Raw genomic sequence first — 23,879 nt, forward strand, 5'->3', positions numbered from 1 at the left:
TTTATGGCGATTTTACAACCGTTAAACATCGCCATAAATTTGTGCCAATTACATAATGACAAACTTTCATGTTCAATAATCCACACAAAAACAGCATGTTATAAAAGCTGTACAGGTGTACACGAAAAACCTGCTTGCATTTAATTTTCAATTTTTACAAAGATAAAACTGGATACAACAATAAAGGAAAATTGATATGAAGCACTCTGCATATGTGGGCGGTATAATTGGATTTATACTTTTACTACATAGTAATTTAATACACGCTCAACAATACTCTGTCGGCGTCACATATATTACTGCGACCGACTATAGCCGAATAGAAACGTTGACACCAAGGTATGATGACTATCGAGACCTACTGATTAAAATATGGTATCCGATAACACAAACAAGCGATTCAAACGACAGCTATCTGCATTTCCATACCGAGGAATTCCCCTATTCAACTGCAACCCCATCTGAACACGATTACCAATTCCATTCTTACTTAAAAACCTTACCATTCAAAACTTATAAAAATGCCCCCTTGGCGTACTCTGAGACTCCATACCCTATCGTCATGTACTCCCACGGCTATCAATCTACGGTTGAAGACAAAGAAATATTGATGATTGAACTTGCCAAACGCGGTTATATTGTCGCGAGCGTTGGACACCCGCATCACGCCGGATTTGTTACTCAAAGCCATAGACAAAGTGCTACCTACGATCACGAAGCACGCAAAGATGATTTTTATATTAGCGATCAAGCTGACGTTAATTTTGATGAATTAGTTGCGGAACTATACCAATTGGCTGGCCGCCCTCTAAATGAAAGTGAAGTTGCCCGTGTGTATCAGTTAATGGCATGGGCTGAAGGTGACCGTATTGCTTTGAGTACTTGGGTACAAGATATGCATTTTGCTTATGACCAACTTGTTCGTCTTCAATATGGTCAGTATTGGGGCATTAATTATTTAGGAGAACATCTTAGGACCTTTAAGGGCAATCTCGATTTAACTCAAATAGCCGCTATTGGTCTGTCTTTTGGCGGGCCAACCGTCGCTGCATTTTGTGAACAAGTATTCCAATGCAAGGCTGCTATCAATTTAGATGGCCTACACTTTAATTTATCACCCACCGTCCCTCACTCAAAGCCCTATTTGATGATGCACTCGGATACGCCGCTGAGTGCCGATTATACCGTCGTCTTTAACCAACAGAAAGCTGACACCTATATGATGAAAATCAAAGAGGCATTGCATTGGGATTTTTCAGATTATCCCTATGTCTTTCCAAATGATCGAAACCGTGAGTTCCTCGGCACAATCGACCCCTATGTTGTCACTGAGCTTGTAAACACCGCAAGCATTGAATTTATAGATTTGTATTTAAAAGGCCTCGGAAGCCGTAGTGAGTACCTTGAAACACTATCCAATTTTGAACAAATCCAACTACAGACAAAAACAGGAGAAAACAATGAAAATCAATAAAACCAAACTCAAAAATCTCAGCTCAAAAAAACCTCTTGATCAGCGAGTAACACCCAATATAAATGGTGGCGCAATATCGGTGTTATATGGCCCTTGTCACTCAGCCCCCGAGTTTTGCGGCACACTCTCCAAACTCACTTACTGCTAAAAAACTGTACGCCCCTCATGTTAGAGGGGCATTTATAAACTTTTATATCTCTTCTGCAATGCTGGAAATTTAATTAAATCAGACAATACTTATAACTCGATTGCCAACAGCCAACTAGGGTTCTGTTTATGCCAAATCAAGCAAAAGACATGGAAGAAATGTTATTTTTCAGCCAGATGCTCAATGAGTGTTCTCCATTAACGCTGTTGCAGCAAATTCTGATCCATTCCCACCATGCAATCGTGATAACGGATGCCGATGAAAAGGCAGGCTACCGCATTGTGTATGCCAATCCAGTCTTTTGCCGCCATACGGGATATGAGCTAGCAGAGCTTGTCGGTACATCCCCCAAAATACTGCAAGGACCAAAAAGCAATAAGCGGGTAATTGAAAAACTCACACCCGCACTCAAAGAAAAAGGCTTTTTTTACGGCGCTTCGATTAACTATAGAAAAGACGGCAGTATGTACCCGGTAGAATGGAATATCTCTGAAATTAAGAATGAACAAGGCGAAGTTACGCATTATATTTCAATGCAAAAAGACTTGAGCAACTTCAAACGGTTGGCTGAGAAAGTCAAAAAATCAAATGAAAACTTTAAAGAGTTTTATCTATCCACCACCAAAAAGAACAAAAGCGCTGAAAACCAAGAAGTGGTCGAATCTCTGAAAAGTAATGAGAAAATCTACGCTGGTGGATTAAGAAACGAAGAAAACGCGGATTTGTTTGAAGATGCATTTTTTGACTTCTCTCCCGATGAACTGGGCGCACTCGGCAATAAAATGGACAAAGGCACACTCAGTGCAAATGACTTTTGGACCGAGAACCCAATTGATGAAGAGGATATTTCTGCACTTGTTGAATCAATTCAAGAGGTCGATGTTGAGCTTGGTCTACTGCAATCTCAAGGGCAAAGTAAAGAGCGCTTGGAAAATATAGCTAACGGCTTTAAAGAAGTCGCAAATAACTTGTATTTTTGTGTAGAGTTCAATGATGGCGCCCTCATTATTGACGAAGTTGCCAATGTCTTGATGATACTCGATGAAAATCATGACTTTCCCGTCGATACGCTGCTAACATTTAATAAAGAAGTGTATGAATGGTTAGATGGCGCAGTCATAAGTAAACACACAGATAATATATTTGAAGGTGAGAACAACACCATCGCAGCAGGTAATCAACTGCTTTTGTTTCTCCGATAGCCGTTTGAGGTGCTCGCTCAGTGAAAACATAGTCCAAAACTATGCTACTGAGCGACCCAAACTAAACACACTCTCAATTGCTGCTATTAATTTCTGTGGTGCAGCTTAGCTAAAAATTTATCTTTCCTTTTAGCGATTTTTTCACGCTGTTCGGGCGTTAATATGTGATGAATTGCATGTCTTGCTTCCAACATGGTAAGCATAAATGCCTGCTTCTTAGGGGCATATTCTTCAAGCAGTAACTGCGCTTGCGCCTTATCAAAAGATTCAGCTTCGATGACCTCTTTAAAGGCTTTGTGAGGCTTATTTTGAGGTTGAGTTTCTTTTAAGGCGGCTAAACGCGACTTATACGTTTCAAAGACTGACTTTAGCTCGGTTTGCTGTGCATCCGACAACCCCAAATGACGCACAGCCTTTTTTGAAAGTAGCCTTTTTTCGATGTGTGCTAATGGCTTCATATGATGACGCTTCGCTTTATGTACATGATTGCTGCCGTCATCTGCAAATGCAGCTGATGGGATCATACCCACACTGACACAACTGGCTAGTAACAGGCTGGCTAATTTTTTCATAATGGTTTCTCCGGTTGATTATATTGACGTTCGACAGCGGTGCTCAGCAACTTCGTCATACCTAACACAGTCTGTACTCGTGACATGATTTAATTTAGCAAGCTCAAAGCAAAGCAACGTCAAGTCAGAGTAAAGTTTTGTCAACAGTGATTACAAAACATCTTTGGATATAGTGTTTATCAAAAATGTGCAAAAATTATTGAAGCTGCATAGTCGGTTAGCTGCGCATTCTGAGATTAATCGAATATCAGAAAAAGTACGTAAAGAAGTGTAAATTCCAGCTTTGGGGCTCTATAGTTAGGTACAATAAAGTCATCTAAACTCGAATATGTGACGTTATGAGTAACTCAGTTTTGATCATCGACGATGATCAGTCTCTATGTGAGCTTTTGAGCGAATATTTAGACAGTGAACAATTTTCTGTAACCTGCAGACATGATGGTGAAGTGGGTCTAGCCGAGGCATTGGAAAATGAATTTGCCGTCATACTGTTAGATGTCATGCTCCCTAAAAAAGACGGGTTTGAGGTACTCAAAGCACTGCGAGTAGAAAAAATGACGCCAGTCATCATGCTCACTGCAAAAGGGGACGATTTTGACCGAATTTTCGGTTTGGAGCTTGGGGCTGATGATTACATTCCAAAACCGTTTAACCACAGAGAACTGCTAGCTCGGATAAAAGCAATAACACGTCGTATTGCGCACCTAACACAAACAGCTAAAGATCAGAACTTAACATTTCAGGGCCTTTCTCTTGATATTGCCTCAAGAAGTGTCGTTTTGAATGGCACGCCCCTGACACTCACAGGAACCGAGTACGAAGTACTCTATCACCTTATGAAATCAGCGGGAGAAGTTGTTAGTAAACAGTCACTTTGCCAACAAGTATTGGGGCGTCCTTTAGTGCCATATGACCGCTCTGTAGACATGCATGTTAGCAACGTAAGAAAAAAATTGGCCCAATACAGCGACCACACGTTTATTAAAACCTTGCGCGGGTCAGGATATATATTTTTAACGGCTTAATATGAAAAGATTTTTAGCAATCAAAGTCTTTCTTTGGTTTTGGCTTACGGTAATTAGCACCCTTGCCATTATGGTCAGTGTCAGCTTTTTACAGCCCGATGTATTGGCATCAAAAGACATCTCTCCACCCATGCTGAAAAACTTGTTTCATATGAAAAAGTCTTTGAATAGACATATCGAGCGTATGCCTGATAAGTCCCTGGAAGAAGTCTTAACCCACAGGCGTCACGGCAAACGCACTAAGCTATACCTTAAACACAGTGACCCCGATAAAAGCTTGATCAGCACGCCTGAATTAAACCAGTTTGACCTAACCTTACTCAACTTTGCCGTCGGTGAAGAGCCTAAAGTGATTAACACCGAGAAATACCGCGCCTATGGCCCTGTGAGCATGCATGTAAAGCAGAATAACTATCAGCTTTTTATGATATTAGATAATCGAGAAGGCGATTTATTTCTTAAGGTTAAGTTGATGCCTCGATGGATGAAGCTGACGATTCTATTGTTTGCGAGCTTAGTCCTCAGCTATTGGTTTGCTATGGGTCTGTTGAAGCCCATCAAACAACTTCAACAAGCCGCTGCGAAACTGGCACAGGGGGAATTAAGTGCTAGAGCCCAAGTTGATAATAAACGTCGTGATGAACTCGGGCAGCTAGGCAAAGACTTTGATATCATGGCTTCACAACTCGAAACACAGGTTTTGAGCCAAAAACGGTTACTTGCTGACATTTCCCATGAATTGCGCTCTCCGTTAACGAGATTGCAAATGGCCACAGGTATTGCCGCCGGAAAAGTGTCTGGTGACTTAGATAGTTATATGCAAAGAATCGAGAAAGAATCCCACCTACTAGATCATATGTTAAGCGATATTTTGCAACTGTCTCGATTGGAGTCCGGAAGCAGCTGCGTTGAACTACAACCGATTTGTATCGCTGAGCTCTTAGAGCCCATTATCAGCGATGCTCAATTTGAATCCCAGCAGTTAAACAAGCAGCTGTATTGCAGTGAGCTACCAGAAATATCTTTAGTTGGTGATGCTGTTTTGCTCAATCGCGCAATCGAAAATATCATCCGTAACGCGCTAAAATATGCGACCACTAAAGTTACCATTCAATGCAACGTTGTGGATGAAAAGTTTATTTTACAAGTGGCGGATGATGGTGATGGGGTTAGTGACGAAATGCTCGATAAGCTATGTATCCCCTTTTATCGCGCATCGCAATCTAGAACGCCTCACATTGACCAAAAGGGCGGATTTGGTCTTGGTCTAGCAATTGCGCAGCATGCGATAAAAGTGCATCATGGCCATATTCACTTCAAGAACAATCAAGGACTGGATGTGACCTTGAGCATCCCTTTAACGCAGCAGAATGATTTACAGCAATAGTACCGAACTACCTCACAATTTAGCGTGTATTGAGCAACATTGGCAACACTGTAACAAAGGCGTTCTCAACTCGTCTCTTGGGGATATCTTCTATGCGTATCATATACCTAAAAACCCTCGCTATACGGTTGTACTTGTCAACGGACGTATAGAGTCCGCGCATAAATATCAAGAGCTGCTGTGGGAGCTCGCACAAAATAACATCGGTGTGATTACTTACGATCACCCGGGGCAAGGAATGTCCTCACGATTAGTGGACAACCCGCAAGTAGGTCATATCCATAGCTTTTGTCAATTTGCAAAGGTTTTAAACTTGGTTGTCGAACAGCTTGTGGTGCCTACAACCCAAAACTGGATATTTATGGCTCACTCTATGGGCGGGGCCATCGTCTGTGATTACCTTTCACAGTACCCGGAATCCAAAGCAAAAGGCGCATTCTTGTGTGCGCCAATGCTCGGAATTAATACCTCACCCTACCCATTTTGGATTGCACACAACCTTGCTAAACTCGCTTGCCTTTTAGGTCGAGATAAACATTATGCGATTGGTCAACAAGACTACCAAGCAAAGCCTTTTACTGAAAATGAACTCACACATTGTGAATATCGATATGACTTATTTCGTCAGCTCTATGAAAAGCACCTTCAGCTGCAATTAGGGGGAGTGAGTTTCGGCTGGCTCAATGCAGCACTATCGCTGACAAAAAAGCTGAGTAAAGAAATCATTAAACACCCGCTCAGTATTGCCAGTGCAAACCAAGATACGATTGTCAAAGCCAGCACACACCATGAATTTGCACAGCGACAACCGCACTGTGCCTTGAAAACATATCAAGGAAAGCATGAGCTTTTGTGTGAATCTGACCCGATCCGTAACGCGGTATTAAGCCAGTTTTATGCGTTTGCAGAGTCTGTCACACTTAACGAAACTGGGTCTTGATGCACTAAAACATCAATTTCCCCCTCGCTTTTTGCCTGTATTTGTGAGACCACCTCATCGGCGACTTGATGGGCTCGCATCAGTGGCATGTCGTCATCTAATTCCAAGTGTAATTGCACAAATTTAACCTTGCCACTTTGGCGTGTTCGAAGATTATGCACGCCAAAGACCGCTTCATGAGAAGTGGCAATCTCAACAATCTGTGCTTTTTCTTCTTCAGGTAATTCCTTATCCATTAGATGGTCGGCGCTTTCTCTGGCGATATCCCAGCAGTTGTACAGCAAGTAGCCAGCAACACCTATTGCAAAGACAGAATCCGCCCACATGATTCCATAGTGGCTTAACAGTAAGGCAATCAATACTGCGATATTCAGTAAGATGTCGCCTTTGTAGTGCATTGAATCTGCTTTTATTGCCAGAGACTGTGTCCGCTTCACAACTTGATGCTGAACCAATACCACCAGCAACGTGCAAAAAATCGCAAATAAACTCACCCAAACGCCCATCATGCTGTGATTAATCACAACAGGGTTAAATAACCTTTCAACACCATGAAACGCCAAAAAACATGCAGAGCCAGAAATAAATGCGGCTTGGCCCAAGCCAGCCAAAGCTTCGGCTTTACCGTGACCAAATCGATGATCATCATCTGCCGGACGCAATGCATAACTCAAAACAAAAAAGCTCATGAGGGATGCCGTCACGTCCAACATAGAGTCCGTAAGCGAGCCAAGCATTGCAGCACTGCCAGATGATAACCATGCCGATGCTTTCGCGACTATCATAATGCCAGCCATTACGATGGTAAAAATGCTCGAAAAACGAACCAGATAATCATAACTACGCGTCACAGTCCCTCCCCTTTTTGGCCCCACGCCGATTTCTCTCATCATACTCTAAAATAGAAATAATGGACTGTAAAAGCGTATTTTTTCCACCTTAATGTGTAACGTCAAAACTTATTGCACTCGATGCGCTCCTACTTTCGGGGCACCAAAGCGTGATATAGGGCGCCCAATAATCAACAGCTAGAATGACTCTATGGACTGTAACTTAACCGAGACATTATCTTTTCAGTCAAAGTCATAGAAATTTTTATTGGCGGGTATTACAGTAATTCTCTTCTTAACTTTTAGGTTCAAATAACTGTTCTCATTTTATTGAACGCTCGGCTCAATCATCAACGAGCCATTGGTACCAAATACTTTCTTGTGTTTCGGTGTTTTTGAGTTGTTGTATTAAGGATTCTATTGACTCTGTTTTTAAATCTAGTGCAGGGCTGAGAGTTTCTTTATCTTTCGCTAGAGTAACGCCGTTTTGACGCCCCTTTTCTGTTACTTCGCAATGACCATTTTTACATACTACATCAGGTTCAGACTGAACGAATACGTCCTCAGATGCACTCATCACATATCGCTCTTCTTTTCCTGAAAAACCCTTAAATACTTCAAATTTATCTGCCGAAATACTGGTTTCCACACCAGCAGATACCTCTACCATATGTTGTAAAAACTCATAGCTACCCACATGTGAAAGTGCCCCCAAGCCCGGCTCCGTGATAAACGATACAAAACCTTGATCTAACTTTGAGGAAGAGAGTGCATTACTACTGATTAAGCTATCTATTGTTGCCTGATCTTTAGCAGTAAAACTGACATTAAGTTGATGCCCATGCTCATCAAAATGACCATTGTTGAAATTGCTCACTAACTTGCCATCATTGTGCTTTCGATAATCACCGAGGTCGCTCGCTAGTCTCTTAATATATTCAAAATCGATATCATTTTGATCAGCATACTCGTACATACCAGCCAGTAAGGTTCGATCCTCTTGAGTTAAAAACTCAAATGGGCTTTTAGAAACGTTAGAAAAAGACATGCCATCAACGCCACTCAGTACATCAGGTTCGTTACCTGCAAAAATGTCTTTCACCATGACAGCATAATAATGTTCAGATTGGCTGGTAACAGTATTTGATGCTTTGCCCGACTCAGTGATAGCGGCTTTAAACTGTGATTGCGCATTCGCGGCATAGTGATCAGAGATCATCCCTTTGCTCAGAGTCGAAAAAGATTGAGTATGAGCGTGTAATGCCTTTTCAAAGGACTCTACAGCATCATTCGGATTTCCATGCTTTAAGCTGCTTCGCTGCATGTTAGACAACGCCATTTGATCTAATACATGCCATTGTTCATACGCGGCGGTTTTTTCAACATCAGAAAATGTGCCACTGGGATCGAGTGCGATGGTCTCAAGTTGAGCTTTGGATAATTGTTCGAATTCCCACCTTGCCGCTGCCACTTGCTGTTTATTGAGCGGAGCACTTTTCGCATCATTGCTCCCGCCCCAAGCCAGCGTTTTTTGATGAACTAAGGCGCTATCTATCGAGCGTTGGGCATCTTTTAACTTCAGTGCTAACGAGGAAAAAGAAACATTTGACGTGCTTGATTTGTATTTATTGAATGTAGATTGCGTTTGCTGAGAGTTTTTTGTCGTTACACCTGTACTCGAACTCCACTTAGTGCTTGATATATCCATATTATCTATCTCTTCTAAGCGTGATAAATTGCCCCCAACACGATGAAAGGGGCAACAACTGACTAGTTAGCAGTATAGTGGAAAGTCACACTCTCTTCCCTATTTGCTTCTAGGTAATGGAAGCTACCTGTCGCTTCAACTCTGTGAACTATAGACGCTTGAATACCCGCTCTGAACCATTGACCATTGAAAGCAGTGACCATGCCTGAAGAGTTAGGTACAATCTCTTCACACATCAGTGGATTAGAACTATAGGCGCGATAAAAACATAGCTCGGCAGTTTCTGTTGCTGAATCAGTGAAGCTTGCTGACACATAGCTAACACCTGTGATAGTACCTGTTTTATCTCTATATGGAATATCTCTTAAATCCATATTCAGTACAGAGAACAACTCGCTAGAAAGTCCACCAGCAGAACTAAGCACCAACATTCGACTTGGTTGCTTCTGCTTTGTAATTGTGTAATCAGTTGCAAGTGCTTGACCACTTACTGCGAGTGAAGATAAAAGTAGAGCAGCGATAGACATTTTTTTCATAACAACTCCTTTATTTAACTGTCTATTGGTTTTTTGTAGTTTCTACTACAGTGACAAACTAAGCTAAATAAATTGTACTGTCAATTATACAAACCTTTATAGATCCGCGTATTCATTGACCTAGATCATACTCGTTATGAATATGTAAAACTGTCAAAGTTTAAATAGAAAAATCAGCCTTATTTGATATTGGGTGTATATTCAGGGCGTCTAGCGTGTTAAATGAAAATCGAGCCTGTAGCTAAAAAAGCGTGAAGTCGATAATAAGGGGGGAAATTCGGGTCATGTAGGCCTGTCTGTTTGACACGACCTACATATTTTTGTGATCTCTCGCTACAGATTATACTTTAACACTGACACAAGGTGACAGTGAAAAGCGTTATTTGCCGCCCACAAAGCCGACTTGACGCCAAGCTTCATAGCTGACAATAGCAACCGCATTAGACAGATTCATACTGCGTGCATCGGGTAACATTGGAATGCGGATCCGCTGCTCTGCGGGAAATGAATTGCGAATTTCATCCGGTAACCCTGAGGTTTCAGAGCCAAACAACAAGACATCTCCTTCCTGATATTCTGGCTCATGATGCGGCCGACTCCCTTTTGTCGTCAACGCAAAAATACGTCTATCTCCCATCGCCTTCAAAAATGACTCATAGTCGGGATGAACCGTTACTTTTGCCATGTCACGATAATCTAGTGACGCCCTGCGCAACTTCTTCTCATCTAGGTCAAAACCTAAAGGCTCGATTAAATGTAAGTGGCAGCCATTATTACTAACTAGCCTGATTAAGTTACCCGTATTTTGTGGTAAACGCGGTTCATGTAGTGCGATATGAAACATTATAATGTTAACTTCTATAGGTTGTTCTATGTGAAAAGATATGGTCTTAAGCGCCTTAATTTTACACAGATATGCCACATTTTACAGAAAATTTCTCGATAGCCAGATATAGACATACTTTTAACTCTGTGACTTGTCATGCTATGAGCGAGTAAGGTGACATGACTGAGCCTGACATACCGCCATGCACTGACTTCCATTTATCTATAACTATTACAATTACTTATAGCGCGATATGTTTTGTGGCAGGCACAAAAAAGCCACTCTAGTGTTGAGCGGCTTTTCTTAATATTGAAGATTCGCTAGAACTGGAGGTTTACAGCTGATCTTCTAAGTCAGCTAAACCTTTATCTTCGCCTTCTTCATCTTTAATCGTTGCTTGAAGAAGTAACATTTCACGTAGCTTGCCTTCAATCTCGTCAGCAATAGCCACATTTTCTTTCAAGAATTTAATTGAGTTAGCTTTACCTTGGCCAATCTTGTTGCCATTGTAGCTAAACCAAGCACCTGCTTTATCAACCAATTTGTGTTTCACACCCAGGTCAATAAGTTCACCCTGTTTAGAAGAACCTTCACCATACATGATAATAAATTCAGCTTGCTTAAACGGTGGTGCGACTTTGTTTTTAACCACTTTAACTCGGGTTTCGTTACCGACAACTTCGTCACCTTCTTTTACTGAACCGATACGACGAATGTCTAAACGAACTGATGCATAGAACTTAAGCGCGTTACCACCAGTGGTTGTTTCAGGGTTACCAAACATCACACCAATCTTCATACGAATTTGGTTAATGAAGATACACAGCGTGTTTGAGCGCTTAATATTACCAGTCAGTTTACGTAACGCTTGTGACATCAAACGCGCTTGAAGACCAACATGAGAGTCACCCATATCACCTTCAATTTCCGCTTTTGGCGTAAGGGCAGCTACTGAGTCAACTACAACTACATCAACCGCACCTGAGCGTACTAACATGTCACAAATCTCTAGCGCTTGCTCACCAGTATCAGGCTGTGAAACGAGTAAATCGTCTACATTTACACCTAATTTTTCAGCATATACAGGATCAAGTGCGTGTTCCGCATCAACGAATGCACACGTTTTACCCATTTTTTGCGCTTGTGCAATAGTTTGCAACGTCAGCGTCGTTTTACCTGATGATTCAGGACCATAAATTTCTACAATACGACCTGTTGGCAGACCACCGATACCCAAAGCAATATCCAATCCTAGAGAACCGGTAGATACTGACTCGATGTCTAAAGCTTGGCTATCGCCTAACTTCATGATTGATCCTTTACCGAATTGACGCTCAATTTGCGACAATGCAGCATCTAATGCTTTTTGTTTGTTATCGTTCATCTGTTTCTCCAATCTAGCGTGTTGCCGACAAGTATACTGTATAGAATTACAGTATCAAGAGCCTTTTACTGTTTTATTAAAGAAATTATTTTTTCCAAAATAAATTCAATAGCTTGCAATCTAACTTCTGCACGCGCTCCGGGAAACACCTGTTTAAAAGTATGGGTTTGTTGCTGTATATCAACGGCAAACCATACAGTACCGACAGGTTTTAAATCCGTGCCACCTGACGGGCCAGCAATCCCAGAGACTGAAACAGCAATGTCTGCTTGAGCCTGTACTCGCGCGCCGTTGGCCATTTCAATCACAGTCTGTTCACTGACTGCGCCAAATTCTCTCAATGTTTGTGCTTGCACGTTTAATAATGCCTGCTTAGCTGCGTTGCTATAAGTGACATAACATTGGTCAATATAAGCTGAGCTTCCGGGGGTATCAGTCAGCGCATAACTAATTCCTCCCCCAGTACACGACTCAGCGGTAGTGATCGTGAAGCTTTTATTCGTTAGAATAGCGCCCAATTGTGCCGCCAGTGCGGCGATCTTAGTGTGTATTTCCATACAAAAAACCTTAGGTAGAAGCATGTCATTAGATCTTTATTCTGAACATACTATAAAGCAACAAACACCTATGATGCAGCAGTATCTTAGGATCAAGGCCCAACATCAGGAGATCCTGCTATTCTACCGTATGGGTGACTTCTATGAATTATTTTTTGATGACGCCATCCGCGCAGCACAGCTACTGGACATATCGCAAACTCACCGTGGAAAAGCGGGCGGCAATCCCATTCCCATGGCTGGTGTGCCTTATCATGCGGTCGAAAATTATCTAGCTCGCTTAGTACAAATGGGCGAGTCTGTTGCCATTTGTGAGCAAGTTGGCGACCCAGCAACAAGTAAAGGACCGGTTGAACGCAAAGTTGTGCGCATTGTAACTCCCGGTACGGTCACTGATGAAGCGCTATTGCAAGAGCGTCAAGACAACCTGTTAGCAGCCGTTTGGCAAGATAAAACAAAATATGGTGTTGCCTATCTGGATATAAACTCAGGGCGTTTCAATATTGTTGAGTTGGCGACAGATGAAGCACTCACATCGACACTACAAAGGTTACAACCAGCCGAATTGCTTTACCCTGAGTCATTTCAAAACCTGATTGTATTAGAGCAAATAAAAGGGAGCCGTAGACGCCCAGATTGGGAGTTTGATTTGGATACGGCTAAACATCTACTTTGCCAACAATTTGCAACCAAAGATCTTATCGGCTTTGGGGTTGAAAGCGCCAATGCTGGGTTAGTTGCAGCTGGCTGCGTAATGCAATATGTAAAAGATACTCAGCGCACCGCACTTCCACATATTCGCGCCATTACGCTTGAAAAAAATGAGCACGCAGTGATCTTAGATGCCGCGACACGTAAAAATCTTGAGTTAACAATGAACTTATCCGGTTCAATAGATAATACGCTTGCTCAAGTATTAGATAAAACAGCCACCCCCATGGGTTCACGTCTTTTAAAGCGCCGTATCCATACACCCGTTAGAGACAGACAAGAGCTCAATGCGCGCCTCAATGCAATTTCAAGCATTCTAGATCGACAGCTGGGGATGGATGTTCATGATGCTCTGCGTCAAATTGGAGATATCGAACGTGTCGTCGCTAGATTGGCCCTGTGTAATGCAAGACCTCGAGATCTCACGCGTTTGCGCAGCGCACTGCAGGCGTTGCCCCCGCTTCATCATTTGCTGAGTGAAAGTGACGACGCACGCATCCAACAGATTAAGGCGCAATCGCCAGAGTTGCCACACCTTCAGGAATTGCTCGAACGCGCGATTATTGATAATCCACCAGTTTTGATAAGAGATGGTGGCGTTATCGCCAAAGGCTATTCAAGCGAGCTTGACGAATGGCGCGCACTCAGTGAAGGCGCAACAGATGTACTCGAACAATTGGAGGAGCGTGAACGCGAAAGAACGGGGATCAGCACCTTAAAGCTTGGCTACAACAAAGTACATGGTTTCTACATAGAGATCAGTAAGGCCAACTCTCACTTAGCGCCACCGGAGTATATTCGCCGCCAAACACTCAAAAATAATGAACGCTATATCATTCCAGAGTTGAAAGAACACGAAGACAAGGTGCTAGGTAGCCAATCAAAAGCGTTGGCGCTAGAAAAACAACTCTATGCGCAGCTATTCGAGTTAATCGCTCCGTATATCGAGCAGCTCCAGATTATGGCAAGTGCACTTGCTGATTTAGACGTGCTCAATACCTTGGCTGAACGCGCACAGACTCTCGACTACTGTAAACCAGAATTAACCTCGGGAGACGAAATTCATATTGAGGCGGGTCGCCACCCGGTTGTCGAACACGTTAGCAGTGAGCCATTCATTGCCAACCCTGTACACCTAAATAGTGGGCGTAAGATGTTGCTAATCACAGGCCCGAATATGGGGGGTAAATCAACCTACATGCGCCAAACAGCACTCATTGTGCTAATGGCACATATTGGTAGTTTTGTCCCAGCGAGCAGTGCTCAAATTGGTCAAATCGACAGAATATTCACACGTATTGGGGCAAGCGATGATTTAGCTTCTGGACGTTCCACTTTCATGGTGGAAATGACCGAAACAGCCACTATTTTGAATAATGCCACTGAGCAATCTTTAGTACTGATGGATGAAATTGGCCGCGGTACGAGTACTTATGATGGACTGTCACTGGCCTATGCAACAGCGGATTACTTAGCCAACAAGATCTCTGCTAAGACGCTGTTCGCAACACATTATTTTGAATTAACAGAGCTAGCTGAGCAGCAGTCAGGGCTGGTTAACGTGCACTTAGATGCGGTAGAGCACAACGATACAATTGCATTCAAACACACCGTGCTTGATGGTGCAGCAAGTAAGAGCTTTGGGTTACAAGTCGCGGGTCTTGCAGGTGTCCCAAAAGCAGTGATTAAACTTGCAAAACAAAAACTCACCCTATTGGAACAACATCAGAGTGTTGTTGAGAATACAGCAGCACAAGCACCTCAGCAACAGAGTCTTATTTTAAATAGTGAACCTTCAGAGGTCGAAATATTGTTAGACACAATAGACCCAGATGAGTTAACACCGAAACAAGCCCACGCACTACTTTATCAATTAAAAGACAAACTCTAAAAAAGTAAAAAGGCTGCATATTTGCAGCCTTTTTACTTTAACGAGTAGTGGTTACATCGTGTTTATTACAAGGTATGGTTGTACTGTAAACCAAATACCGATGCATGACCTTTTGACTTGAAGCCCCACTCGCTGCCTGCGTTATCTTTTTCGATAAAGCGCTGGGTTTTACCCCGAATAATACTGACACCAACATCAATACTGGCCACTTTACTTAATTGATATTCAGCACCAAACGCATACCAAGTCCGATCTGTATCAGGGATAGATATCGACATATGCTGCTCATCAGCGGGCGATTCATCATATGCAAAACCTGCACGTAACTTCAACGTCTCACTCCACTGATAATCGGCCCCCACTGAATAGCGCAGTGAATTGCTGAAATTTTCATCTTTGCTAAAGACTGTACCGACATTATCAACCTGGGCAGACAACGTCTGGAAACTATTCCAGCCAGTCCACAAAATGCTGTAGTGCAAAGTCGATTTTGTATCCAGTTTATGCGAACCAGACACCTCGGCAATTGCTGGCAAAGTAATAGCTACGCTGCCAGGTAGTTGCTTGCCCGCCGTGCCATTAAATGGCGCTGCCGCTGGTAATTGATTGCTAAACGTGCCCTCAAAGGTGATATCCGTTTCGCTGCGGTAATGAAACCCAAATCGGTTATCAGCATCAATGTTGTATACCACACCGATATTCCAACCAAAGCCTGAATCATCCCCCTCTAAGTTGACTACCTCCGTGTCACTTGGCACCCTGAGGTTATTTGCGCCTAAGTTTCGAATGATTTTCGCATCGGCGTATACATGGTTTAAACCAAAAGCCAAACTCCACTGCTCATCCACTTGGTATGATGCAGCCACCCCAGTGTTGATTGTCACTATCTCGGTTTCACCGGCAATCTGACCTGCAACATAATTATCATCAAATTCTGTTGCAAGACCAAACTGAGAGTACATGCCTGCACCAATAGACCATTTGTCACTCACTGTTGTCGTGATGAAGGCACTCGGCACAACGGCACTTGGCGCAATGCTACTGTTATCTAATGCCGAAGCTGGTACTCCGTTATTCGTACTGGTGCCTTGCAGGCTCACATCTGGCTTTACGTACATAGCCGCAATACTCAACTGCGTGCCATCAAGTTTGCTCATCAATGCAGGGTTTCTAGAAACCACCGATGCATCATCTGCCACACTGGCTTCTCCTGCGTAAGCACGCCCTAAACCAGAGACATTTTGCTCTGCTAATTGAAACGCGGCAGCCAAACTTTGTGTTGATGCCATCAACACGCCTGCGCCCAGTAGCGCGGCCATCACCTTGTTCATTAATAACCCTTAAATCAAAAATACGTAGCTGTATAGCGCGACACACTACATAAATAAGCGTTAAAAATCTTCAACTTTAGAACTTTTAACAACCCAATCGAGTAAAATAAAAGCATTTGATTACTTTTAATAACAAGACAGACCAGTAACTAACCACCCAGCCCCACAAATATAAATGAGACTAATTCTCAATATCATTGAACCATTGCAGAGTTTCACTTATACTGTTCGCCATTAATTGGAGGGAGATGACTATGATAGTGTTGTTAATATTGGCAGCGCTGCTATTTTCTGGAATCAGTGTTTACTGCTTGTGTAAAGCAAATTACTGCGCTTGCCAACGAGCAGGACAGTGTGACAACCCTGTAAATCATTATTGGCTCGGTGCAATCATTGCTGCGCTTATTGCACTTGCCTGCTGCTGTATTGCACTGCATAGTGAAAAAGGCACATTATTATGGATTGTGTTGATGTCCAGCTGCCTTGCTGGTGCGTTATTGTCCGCAAAAGTACAGAGGCTAAAAAGGTGTAAGCAAGCTAAACAAGCAGATTCTCTTGTAACAGACGGGATAAATTGATCTGATAATCAAGCGGCTTAACATTCGCAATGATTTTAATATCATCGCTGTCATTTAGGTCAACATCTTTCAGCGTAACATGGTGCATGTGTTTCGCATTGTAAAACACCCTTACCATCGGTGCTTTAGGGTTTTCCTTGTTGCCAGCCATGACTAATCCAAGGCGATCATTCGTTAACTTCACAATGGTGCCAACCGGGTGTACCCCGATACATTTAATGAACTGATGTACGAGTACCTCATCAAATTTGTCTTTATTCGATAGTAAAACCCGTAAAGCATGGACTGGCTCTAACGCCGCGACTTTGGCTTGGCCTGTGGTTAACGTAGCATATTCATCCACAATCGCCATCACTCTGGCTGCTTTACTCAATTTTTCAGCTTTCAAGCCTCGAGGAAAGCCACTGCCATCTATTCGCTCATGATGATTCACTATCATATCAACAATGAGCGGTGTGATACCTTTTTCGTCCTTTACCATCGCGACTGAATGCGCCACATGTTTTTGCCAGTGCCGTTTTTCATTCTCAGTAAGTGGCGTTGCTTTTTCTAATATACTTTGCGGCACCTTGCTTTTACCAATATCATGAAGCATTGCCGCCATAGCCATTTGAGACACGACATGTGGCTTTAATCCTAAATACTTTGTAAAAATAGTCATCAAAATAGTGCAGTTGATCATGTGGCGCCAGTTAAAGCCGCGCTTATCTTTTAAACGCGTTAATATTGCCATCACGTTGCTATTTTGAGTCACAGACGCAATAATCTCTTGGCTGATATCATTGACCAAGTGCAGCTGAAGCGCCTCTCCTCCAAGTAGATTGCCATACAGTATTTGAAGTTTTTTGTTCTGTACTTCAAATTGGCTTAAGGCAGCAGCGAATACTTCAGCAGTTGGAATACTGCTATGAGACTGTAACAAAGGCATTTCATTGTCATCACCTTTGCTATGTTCGGTAGTCGCTTGATTTTTCGTTGTCGGTAAATGGGCTTCAGAATTGGGCAGGTAATGTGCCGGTACAGGGACTTGGCTCTGCTTGATATCAATATTTAATTCAAGAACACCATCGGCCTCAAGTTTTGCAATTATCGCAGAATTACGCACCATCCCTCGTGACTTAAGCTTTACATCTGCATCAGATTTCAACTTGTGGACACTGTCCACAAACATACCTGGCACAAGTTCATTAATGGGGATTGTCGCGTGCATAGTTCCTAGGAGAAGTTTTTTTACTCAAACTGCAATAATATGCATAGTTACGACTAAATTGTCTACTACTTGATAAAAATACAGGAAGAAAGGATTAGGTTTGTAGAGAGGAAAGTCCATTTCTCTCTACCGCAATGAGAATGCTTTGTAATTAATCTTGGAAGTAGGTACCCCAACCATCATATTCAACGCCGGTTTGTGTCGCAATCGCCACCAACTTAGTCACATCTTCCATAATTACTTCAGCATTAAGTTCGGCTTCAACGACAATATCAAAACCCCAAATCTTACCGCCATCTTCTAGCTCTAATTCAGCAGGCTCTTCGACATCATAGCCTAACTTAAAGGCAGCCAATGCGGCTTCTTCTAACTTGTCAAAATCCTCACATACGAAATGATGCTCCACTTCATATAATTTTTCAGGGTTTGAGCCGTCCTCTAATAATGATTCAACTATGTCTTCACTGATCTCTTGCCAATTTTCCATCAGCTTATTCACCTTTATCTAATTGTGCGATTCTGTCGGCCATTTTAGCATGAATGTTATTCGCATGCTCTCTTGCAGAGCAATCCTCTGATAACTCCATCGGTGCCAACATCGAAATATATACCTTGCCATTATCCCAACGGTTTAGCTTTATTTTATCTTGTGTTGAGCTCATGCACACCGGAATGATCGGTACTTGTGCACTTTTGGCTGCGTGAAAGGCACCCGTCTTGAATGGTAAGAGTCCACGACCATAGCTACGCGTCCCTTCTGGGAACATCCAAAGAGAGAGCCCTTTTTGTTTTATTTTTTGTACAGCCTTGTCCAAAGTACCAACCGCTTTCGAACGGTTTGCTCTATCAATTAAGATATTGCCTGACAGCCAATATAGTTGACCAAAAAATGGGATCCACTTGAGGCTTTTTTTACCCATGCTCACAGTATTTTGGGGAACCACTGCTGGCAGTGTAAACAAGTCGTAGTTATTTTGGTGGTTCGCAACGTACAGTGCCGGTCCAACATCTTTGACACCAGGAGCCCGTTCAATGACCAACTCGACACCAATGACTCTGGCCATTGAGCCAAACCAAGAGGCAATCACATGTACATTGTTACGATGAAACGGCCTGACAATACAAAGCGCCAATCCAAAAATACAACTAAAAATAATAAATATGGCCATGGCCACGATACGCAATAAAGCTAACAAATTCAGAGCTCCTATATCTTGAGCTGAGCATTATAATCAAATAAGCGTACACTTGTAAGCTCAATTTTTTATGACACAAAAAAATACCGCCCCATAATGGAGCGGTATTTATTTTTAATTCGTTTTGAAAATTAGCTCATTGCAGCTTGCAACTTTTTCATTGCTGACTTTTCTAATTGACGAACACGCTCTGCAGATACGCTGTATTTATCCGCTAAGTCTTGCAGAGTAGCTTTGTCTTCAGCTAACCATCTTGCTGCAACGATATCTTGAGAACGCTCATCGAGTGTTTTCATTGCAGCCAGCAGGCGATTCTGTGATTGCTCTTGCCATTGTTCTTCTTCAATGACTTCTGCTACATCACTGTTTGTGTCCGTTAGGTATTGAACCGGTGAAAAGCTGCCACTGGTACTGTTGTCTTCTTCATCAGCACCTAGGTCAAAGCCCATGTCTTGGCCACTCATACGAGATTCCATTTCGCGAACTTCTTTTTCGCTAACACCTAATTCCGTCGCTACCGTAGTGACTTCTTCTTGATTGAACCAACCTAAGCGCTTTTTGTTTTTACGTAGGTTAAAGAATAATTTACGCTGAGCTTTAGTGGTCGCAACTTTGACAATACGCCAGTTTTTCAAAACATATTCGTGAATTTCAGCTTTAATCCAGTGTACAGCAAAAGATACCAGTCTTACGCCTACTGTAGGGTTAAAACGCTTTACCGCTTTCATTAAGCCGATGTTGCCTTCTTGGATTAGGTCAGCTTGTGGTAATCCATATCCTGAATAACTTTTAGCAATATGCGCTACAAATCTGAGGTGGGACATAATAAGTTGCTTTGCAGCATCTAGATCGCCATTTTCATGAAGACGTGTCGCAAGCTTATGCTCTTTTTCCGCGTCTAGCATTGGGATCGTACTAACAGCCTGCAAATACCCTTCAATACTCGCGCTTTGTTGTCCAGCTGTTAATGCCATTGCATATATGTCTTTACTCATTTTTCACCTCAGTGATAAATCTTTAATTAATTTTAGCACTCTAACCTTTAGAGTGCTAACTGCAATCTACTACTTTTTCAGACCAAAAATCAAGCTTTTTATTATCCTGTTATAAGAAATAAATAACTGATTGATTTATATATAATAATATACACACATTTAATGGAGAGTGAATGGGGAGCAGGCTTTAATTGTCAAAACCTGCTAGATTTTTCAGGTTAAACTTTCTCCGGCTCTATCTCTCGAATATATTTTCGTACAGATAAATATGACCCGACAAAGCCAAGTGAAATAGCTAAAAGCAACAAAGACATCAGTTCGGATAAATCCAAACCTTCTAAAATGAAACTACTTTGGTAGACGCCGACAACCAAAGAGACAGCAGACTCAAGCCACCACAACATTAGCGTGACGCAAATAAAAGCAACTAGGCCACCAACGATGCCATACCAAATGCCCGTCCACAAAAAAGGGGTATGAATGAAGGTATTCGTTGCCCCCACGAGCTTCAGAACTTGGATTTCTTCTTTTTTATCCATAATCGACAATCTAATTGTATTGCCAATTATCAAAACCACCGCACTAAGCAATAGCACGCCAACGGTAAAAACACTTTCCTTTAATAACCCCAACAGCGCATTCAACCTTTCAAGCCATTCAATATCTAACTTACCAAACTCTACTTCACGCTCACTTTCAAGCTTCTCAAGCAAAACCTGTGCACTATCAGCGCCACGATGACGTTTTGTGGGCGTCACGAGTACAACACTGGGCAATGGGTTTTCCTCTAAATAATCCAAAGCCTGTCCAAAACCAGAGATATTCTTAAATTCATCTAAAGCTTGTGTCTGTGAAATAAAGCTCACAGACTCCACCTCTGGATATAAACCCAAGCGCGTCACTAAAGTTTGTGTTTCTTGCTCGCTTATATCTTCTTTCACAAAAAGTGAAATTTCGGCAGCCTCTTGAAAGCCGCTACTCACTTTTTGTACATTTTTAACAACGACATAAAGTGTTGTTGGTAGCGTTAGGCTCAACCCCAACACTAATATCGTCATCACCGACGCCATTGGGGTGCGCCACATTTCCCCGAGGCTATGCACACCATGGCGAAACAACGTCACAACAAAAAAATAAACCTGTAGAAAGATAGACTTTTCTTGGCTGTTTACTTGATTTCCCCGCCCTTTGAACAACAAACTCATAGTTGCCCTCCTACAAAACCTTCTTTTAACGGGTCTATAGCCAAAGGATCTTGCAACATTCGGCCATGCTCTAGCGTGAGACTTCTATACTTCATTCGCGCTATCAGGCCTAAATCATGCGTCGCAATCAGAACAGATGTGCCATGGCGATTAAAGTCTTCGAACAAGGTAAGAACCTCCATTGATAACTCAGGATCTAAGTTACCCGTAGGTTCATCAGCCAATAGCAAAGGTGGCGAATTAACTATCGCGCGGGCAATACCTACACGCTGTTGTTCACCACCAGACAACGTACTTGGTTGGCATTTCACTTTGCCTAACAAGCCGACTTTATCCAGCGCTGCGTGGACGCGTTTTGTAATATGCTTTCGATGAGTGCCCTCTATTACAAGAGGAAGTGCGACATTATCAAAAACATTGTAGCGCTCAAGCAAACGATGGTTTTGAAATATGATACCGATGTCGCGGCGAACAAAAGGGACTTGACGGTTTGAAATGCTACCAAGATCAACATTGTTGATGGATACTTTGCCTGCTGATGGTCTCTCCATCAAACTAATTAACTTCAATAGAGTGCTTTTGCCAGCACCACTATGTCCAGTTAAAAATGCCAATTCGCCTTTACCGAGTTCAAAACTTACCTTTTCAAGGGCTCTATGGCCTCCTGGATAAGTCTTGCTCACCTGATCAAATTTAATCATACCTAACCCGAAACATACCTGTATCCAATTCCAAACTAAAAAAGCGCCTTATTGCAAAAGGCGCTTTTAAAATGTTATTAATTTTTCTGTTCGTCTTCTTGGCTAAATAGCGCTTCGATAAAGTCTTGGCTCTTAAATGTTCTTAAATCGTCAATTCCTTCACCTACACCAATATAACGAATCGGGATCTTGAATTGATCCGCCACAGCAAAGATAACGCCACCTTTCGCTGTGCCATCTAGTTTCGTTAAAGTGATCCCCGTTAAGCCGACTGCTTGGTCGAATAACTTAACTTGGCTAATGGCATTTTGACCAGTACCTGCATCAATCGTCAGCATGACTTCATGTGGCGCATCAGGATCAAGCTTTTTCATTACTCGCGCTATTTTTTCTAGCTCTTGCATTAGATTGTCTTTATTCTGAAGTCGACCAGCCGTATCTGCAATGAGCACATCTACATTTCTTGCTTGAGCAGCTTGAAAAGCATCAAAAACGACAGAAGCACTATCAGCACCAGTGTGCTGCGCTACAACAGGGATTTCATTGCGCTCCCCCCAAACTTGAAGCTGTTCAACAGCCGCTGCTCGGAAGGTATCACCTGCGGCTAACATCACCGACTTACCTTGCGCTTGGAACTGTTTCGCCATTTTACCAATGGTCGTTGTTTTACCAACACCATTAACACCAACCATCAAAATCACATAAGGCTTTTTACCGGTATTTATTTCTAGTGGCTGCTCAGCATCTTTCAAGATGTCCGCCATTTCACTTTTCATCAGCTCGTACAGCGCATCACCATCTTTAAGCTGTTTACGATCGGCAGCATCAGTTAGATTATCAATTAGCTTCATGGTCGTATCGACACCCAAATCAGCCGTTAACAATTGTGTTTCTAACTCTTCGAACAAATCGTCATCAATCTTTTTGCCTTTAAAAATCGAGGCAAAACCTGAGCCTATATTCTCTTTTGTTTTTAATAGGCCCTGCTTAAGACGGGCAAAAAAGCCTTTTTTCTTTGGTTGTTCTTGCGCTTCCTGCTCTTTGGCTAGACGCTCCGCTTCTTCACGCTCTGCCTGTTCTTTGGCTAAACGCTCTGCTTCTTCACGCTCTGCCTGTTCTTTGGCTAGACGCGCTGCTTCTTCACGTTCTGCCTGTTCTTTGGCTAGACGCTCCGCTTCTTCACGTTCTGCTTGCTCTTTCGCTAAACGCGCTGCTTCTTCACGTTCTGCTTGTTCTTTCGCTAAACGCGCTGCTTCTTCACGTTCTGCTTGTTCTTTCGCTAAACGCGCTGCTTCTTCACGTTCCGCTTGTTCTTTCGCTAAACGCGCCGCTTCTTCACGTTCCGCTTGTTCTTTTGTTGTCGTTAAAGGAAAGGGTATGGAACCTTATAGATGGATCCATGGCCAAGTGGAGCAAACTGATCTAGAAATTTTAACGTTATTGAATGGCGCTGGGCTTGAAGTAGTGAGAGT

At 42.5% G+C, this 23,879-nt stretch carries 23 protein-coding genes; 8 read left to right on the forward strand and 15 right to left on the reverse strand.

Features of this window, described 5'->3' with window-relative positions; all coding sequences use genetic code 11:
- Positions 1-196 precede the first annotated feature (196 nt).
- Together A7985_RS24380 and A7985_RS24385 are read left to right on the forward strand one after the other, a co-directional pair.
- Positions 197-1,474 carry an alpha/beta hydrolase gene (locus A7985_RS24380; protein WP_065793002.1) on the forward strand — a complete coding sequence of 426 codons (1,278 nt, stop codon included), beginning with the start codon at positions 197-199 and terminating at the stop codon, positions 1,472-1,474.
- A gap of 276 nt (positions 1,475-1,750) precedes the next feature.
- Positions 1,751-2,824: a PAS domain-containing protein gene (locus A7985_RS24385; protein WP_065793003.1), complete on the forward strand. Its 1,074-nt coding sequence runs from the start codon at positions 1,751-1,753 to the stop codon at positions 2,822-2,824.
- An 86-nt stretch (positions 2,825-2,910) separates the two neighbouring features.
- On the opposite strand, the gene A7985_RS24390 is transcribed toward A7985_RS24385, so the two are convergent.
- Positions 2,911-3,396 carry a Spy/CpxP family protein refolding chaperone gene (locus A7985_RS24390; protein ID WP_065793004.1) on the reverse strand — a complete coding sequence of 162 codons (486 nt, stop codon included), beginning with the start codon at positions 3,394-3,396 and terminating at the stop codon, positions 2,911-2,913.
- A gap of 338 nt (positions 3,397-3,734) precedes the next feature.
- Here A7985_RS24390 and A7985_RS24395 point away from each other — a divergent pair, with 338 nt between their 5' ends.
- Genes A7985_RS24395 through A7985_RS24405 form a run of 3 tightly spaced genes read left to right on the forward strand, consistent with a single transcriptional unit; the run spans position 3,735 to position 6,748 of the window.
- Positions 3,735-4,421, forward strand: coding sequence for a response regulator (locus tag A7985_RS24395; protein WP_065793005.1), 687 nt, complete (start codon positions 3,735-3,737; stop codon positions 4,419-4,421).
- 1 nt (position 4,422) lies between these two features.
- The gene (locus tag A7985_RS24400) at positions 4,423-5,808 is read left to right on the forward strand and encodes an ATP-binding protein (protein WP_065793006.1); all 1,386 of its coding nucleotides are present in this window, start codon (positions 4,423-4,425) and stop codon (positions 5,806-5,808) included.
- Positions 5,792-6,748: an alpha/beta fold hydrolase gene (locus A7985_RS24405; RefSeq protein WP_065793007.1), complete on the forward strand. Its 957-nt coding sequence runs from the start codon at positions 5,792-5,794 to the stop codon at positions 6,746-6,748. Before A7985_RS24400 ends, A7985_RS24405 begins: the two co-directional genes overlap by 17 nt.
- Here A7985_RS24405 and A7985_RS24410 read toward each other — a convergent pair.
- The 6 genes from A7985_RS24410 to A7985_RS24435 all read right to left on the reverse strand — a co-directional run bounded on the left by A7985_RS24410 (position 6,703) and on the right by A7985_RS24435 (position 12,589).
- Positions 6,703-7,599, reverse strand: a complete 897-nt coding sequence (locus A7985_RS24410; protein ID WP_256096849.1) for a cation diffusion facilitator family transporter — start codon at positions 7,597-7,599, stop codon at positions 6,703-6,705. The genes A7985_RS24405 and A7985_RS24410 overlap by 46 nt on opposite strands.
- Positions 7,600-7,921: 322 nt before the next feature.
- Positions 7,922-9,286 carry a hypothetical protein gene (locus A7985_RS24415; RefSeq protein WP_065793008.1) on the reverse strand — a complete coding sequence of 455 codons (1,365 nt, stop codon included), beginning with the start codon at positions 9,284-9,286 and terminating at the stop codon, positions 7,922-7,924.
- A gap of 62 nt (positions 9,287-9,348) precedes the next feature.
- Entirely contained in the window at positions 9,349-9,822 is a 474-nt protein-coding gene (locus tag A7985_RS24420; protein ID WP_065793009.1) for a hypothetical protein, read from the reverse strand.
- A gap of 379 nt (positions 9,823-10,201) precedes the next feature.
- On the reverse strand, positions 10,202-10,666 hold the full coding sequence (locus A7985_RS24425; protein WP_065793010.1) for a tRNA (cytidine(34)-2'-O)-methyltransferase: 465 nt from the start codon (positions 10,664-10,666) through the stop codon (positions 10,202-10,204).
- A 316-nt stretch (positions 10,667-10,982) separates the two neighbouring features.
- A complete protein-coding gene (recA, locus tag A7985_RS24430; protein WP_065793011.1) occupies positions 10,983-12,032 on the reverse strand; it encodes a recombinase RecA in 1,050 nt (349 codons plus the stop codon).
- Between the two features lie 65 nt (positions 12,033-12,097).
- Positions 12,098-12,589 carry a CinA family protein gene (locus A7985_RS24435; RefSeq protein ID WP_065793012.1) on the reverse strand — a complete coding sequence of 164 codons (492 nt, stop codon included), beginning with the start codon at positions 12,587-12,589 and terminating at the stop codon, positions 12,098-12,100.
- Positions 12,590-12,611: 22 nt separating this feature from the next.
- On the opposite strand from A7985_RS24435, the gene mutS reads away from it, so the two are divergent.
- Complete coding sequence (gene mutS / locus A7985_RS24440) at positions 12,612-15,191, forward strand: DNA mismatch repair protein MutS (RefSeq protein WP_065793013.1); 2,580 nt, start codon at positions 12,612-12,614, stop codon at positions 15,189-15,191.
- Positions 15,192-15,256: 65 nt separating this feature from the next.
- Here the strand turns inward: mutS and A7985_RS24445 are convergent, their stop codons facing one another.
- Complete coding sequence (locus A7985_RS24445; protein ID WP_065793014.1) at positions 15,257-16,522, reverse strand: outer membrane protein transport protein; 1,266 nt, start codon at positions 16,520-16,522, stop codon at positions 15,257-15,259.
- A gap of 254 nt (positions 16,523-16,776) precedes the next feature.
- Here A7985_RS24445 and A7985_RS24450 point away from each other — a divergent pair, with 254 nt between their 5' ends.
- On the forward strand, positions 16,777-17,100 hold the full coding sequence (locus A7985_RS24450; protein ID WP_065793015.1) for a hypothetical protein: 324 nt from the start codon (positions 16,777-16,779) through the stop codon (positions 17,098-17,100).
- On the opposite strand, the gene A7985_RS24455 is transcribed toward A7985_RS24450, so the two are convergent.
- The 7 genes from A7985_RS24455 to ftsY form a co-directional block, all read right to left on the reverse strand.
- A complete protein-coding gene (locus A7985_RS24455) occupies positions 17,060-18,310 on the reverse strand; it encodes an HD-GYP domain-containing protein (RefSeq protein WP_065793016.1) in 1,251 nt (416 codons plus the stop codon). The two genes, A7985_RS24450 and A7985_RS24455, sit on opposite strands and share 41 nt — an antisense overlap.
- Positions 18,311-18,461: 151 nt before the next feature.
- A complete protein-coding gene (gene rraB, locus A7985_RS24460; protein ID WP_065793017.1) occupies positions 18,462-18,797 on the reverse strand; it encodes a ribonuclease E inhibitor RraB in 336 nt (111 codons plus the stop codon).
- A gap of 4 nt (positions 18,798-18,801) precedes the next feature.
- Positions 18,802-19,506 (reverse strand): 1-acylglycerol-3-phosphate O-acyltransferase, encoded by a 705-nt coding sequence (locus tag A7985_RS24465; protein ID WP_065793018.1) that lies wholly within the window; start codon positions 19,504-19,506, stop codon positions 18,802-18,804.
- A gap of 131 nt (positions 19,507-19,637) precedes the next feature.
- Positions 19,638-20,501 carry an RNA polymerase sigma factor RpoH gene (gene rpoH / locus A7985_RS24470; protein ID WP_065793019.1) on the reverse strand — a complete coding sequence of 288 codons (864 nt, stop codon included), beginning with the start codon at positions 20,499-20,501 and terminating at the stop codon, positions 19,638-19,640.
- A 218-nt stretch (positions 20,502-20,719) separates the two neighbouring features.
- Entirely contained in the window at positions 20,720-21,706 is a 987-nt protein-coding gene (gene ftsX / locus A7985_RS24475; protein ID WP_065793020.1) for a permease-like cell division protein FtsX, read from the reverse strand.
- On the reverse strand, positions 21,703-22,407 hold the full coding sequence (gene ftsE / locus A7985_RS24480; protein ID WP_065793021.1) for a cell division ATP-binding protein FtsE: 705 nt from the start codon (positions 22,405-22,407) through the stop codon (positions 21,703-21,705). Before ftsE ends, ftsX begins: the two co-directional genes overlap by 4 nt.
- A gap of 77 nt (positions 22,408-22,484) precedes the next feature.
- Positions 22,485-23,366, reverse strand: coding sequence for a signal recognition particle-docking protein FtsY (gene ftsY, locus A7985_RS26130; protein ID WP_256096851.1), 882 nt, complete (start codon positions 23,364-23,366; stop codon positions 22,485-22,487).
- Between the two features lie 82 nt (positions 23,367-23,448).
- On the opposite strand from ftsY, the gene A7985_RS27050 reads away from it, so the two are divergent.
- On the forward strand, positions 23,449-23,879 hold a 431-nt coding region (locus A7985_RS27050; RefSeq protein ID WP_441844804.1), incomplete at its 3' end, for a sigma-E factor regulatory protein RseB domain-containing protein.

This window comes from Pseudoalteromonas luteoviolacea (assembly GCF_001696455.1).
Lineage (GTDB): Bacteria > Pseudomonadota > Gammaproteobacteria > Enterobacterales > Alteromonadaceae > Pseudoalteromonas > Pseudoalteromonas luteoviolacea_C.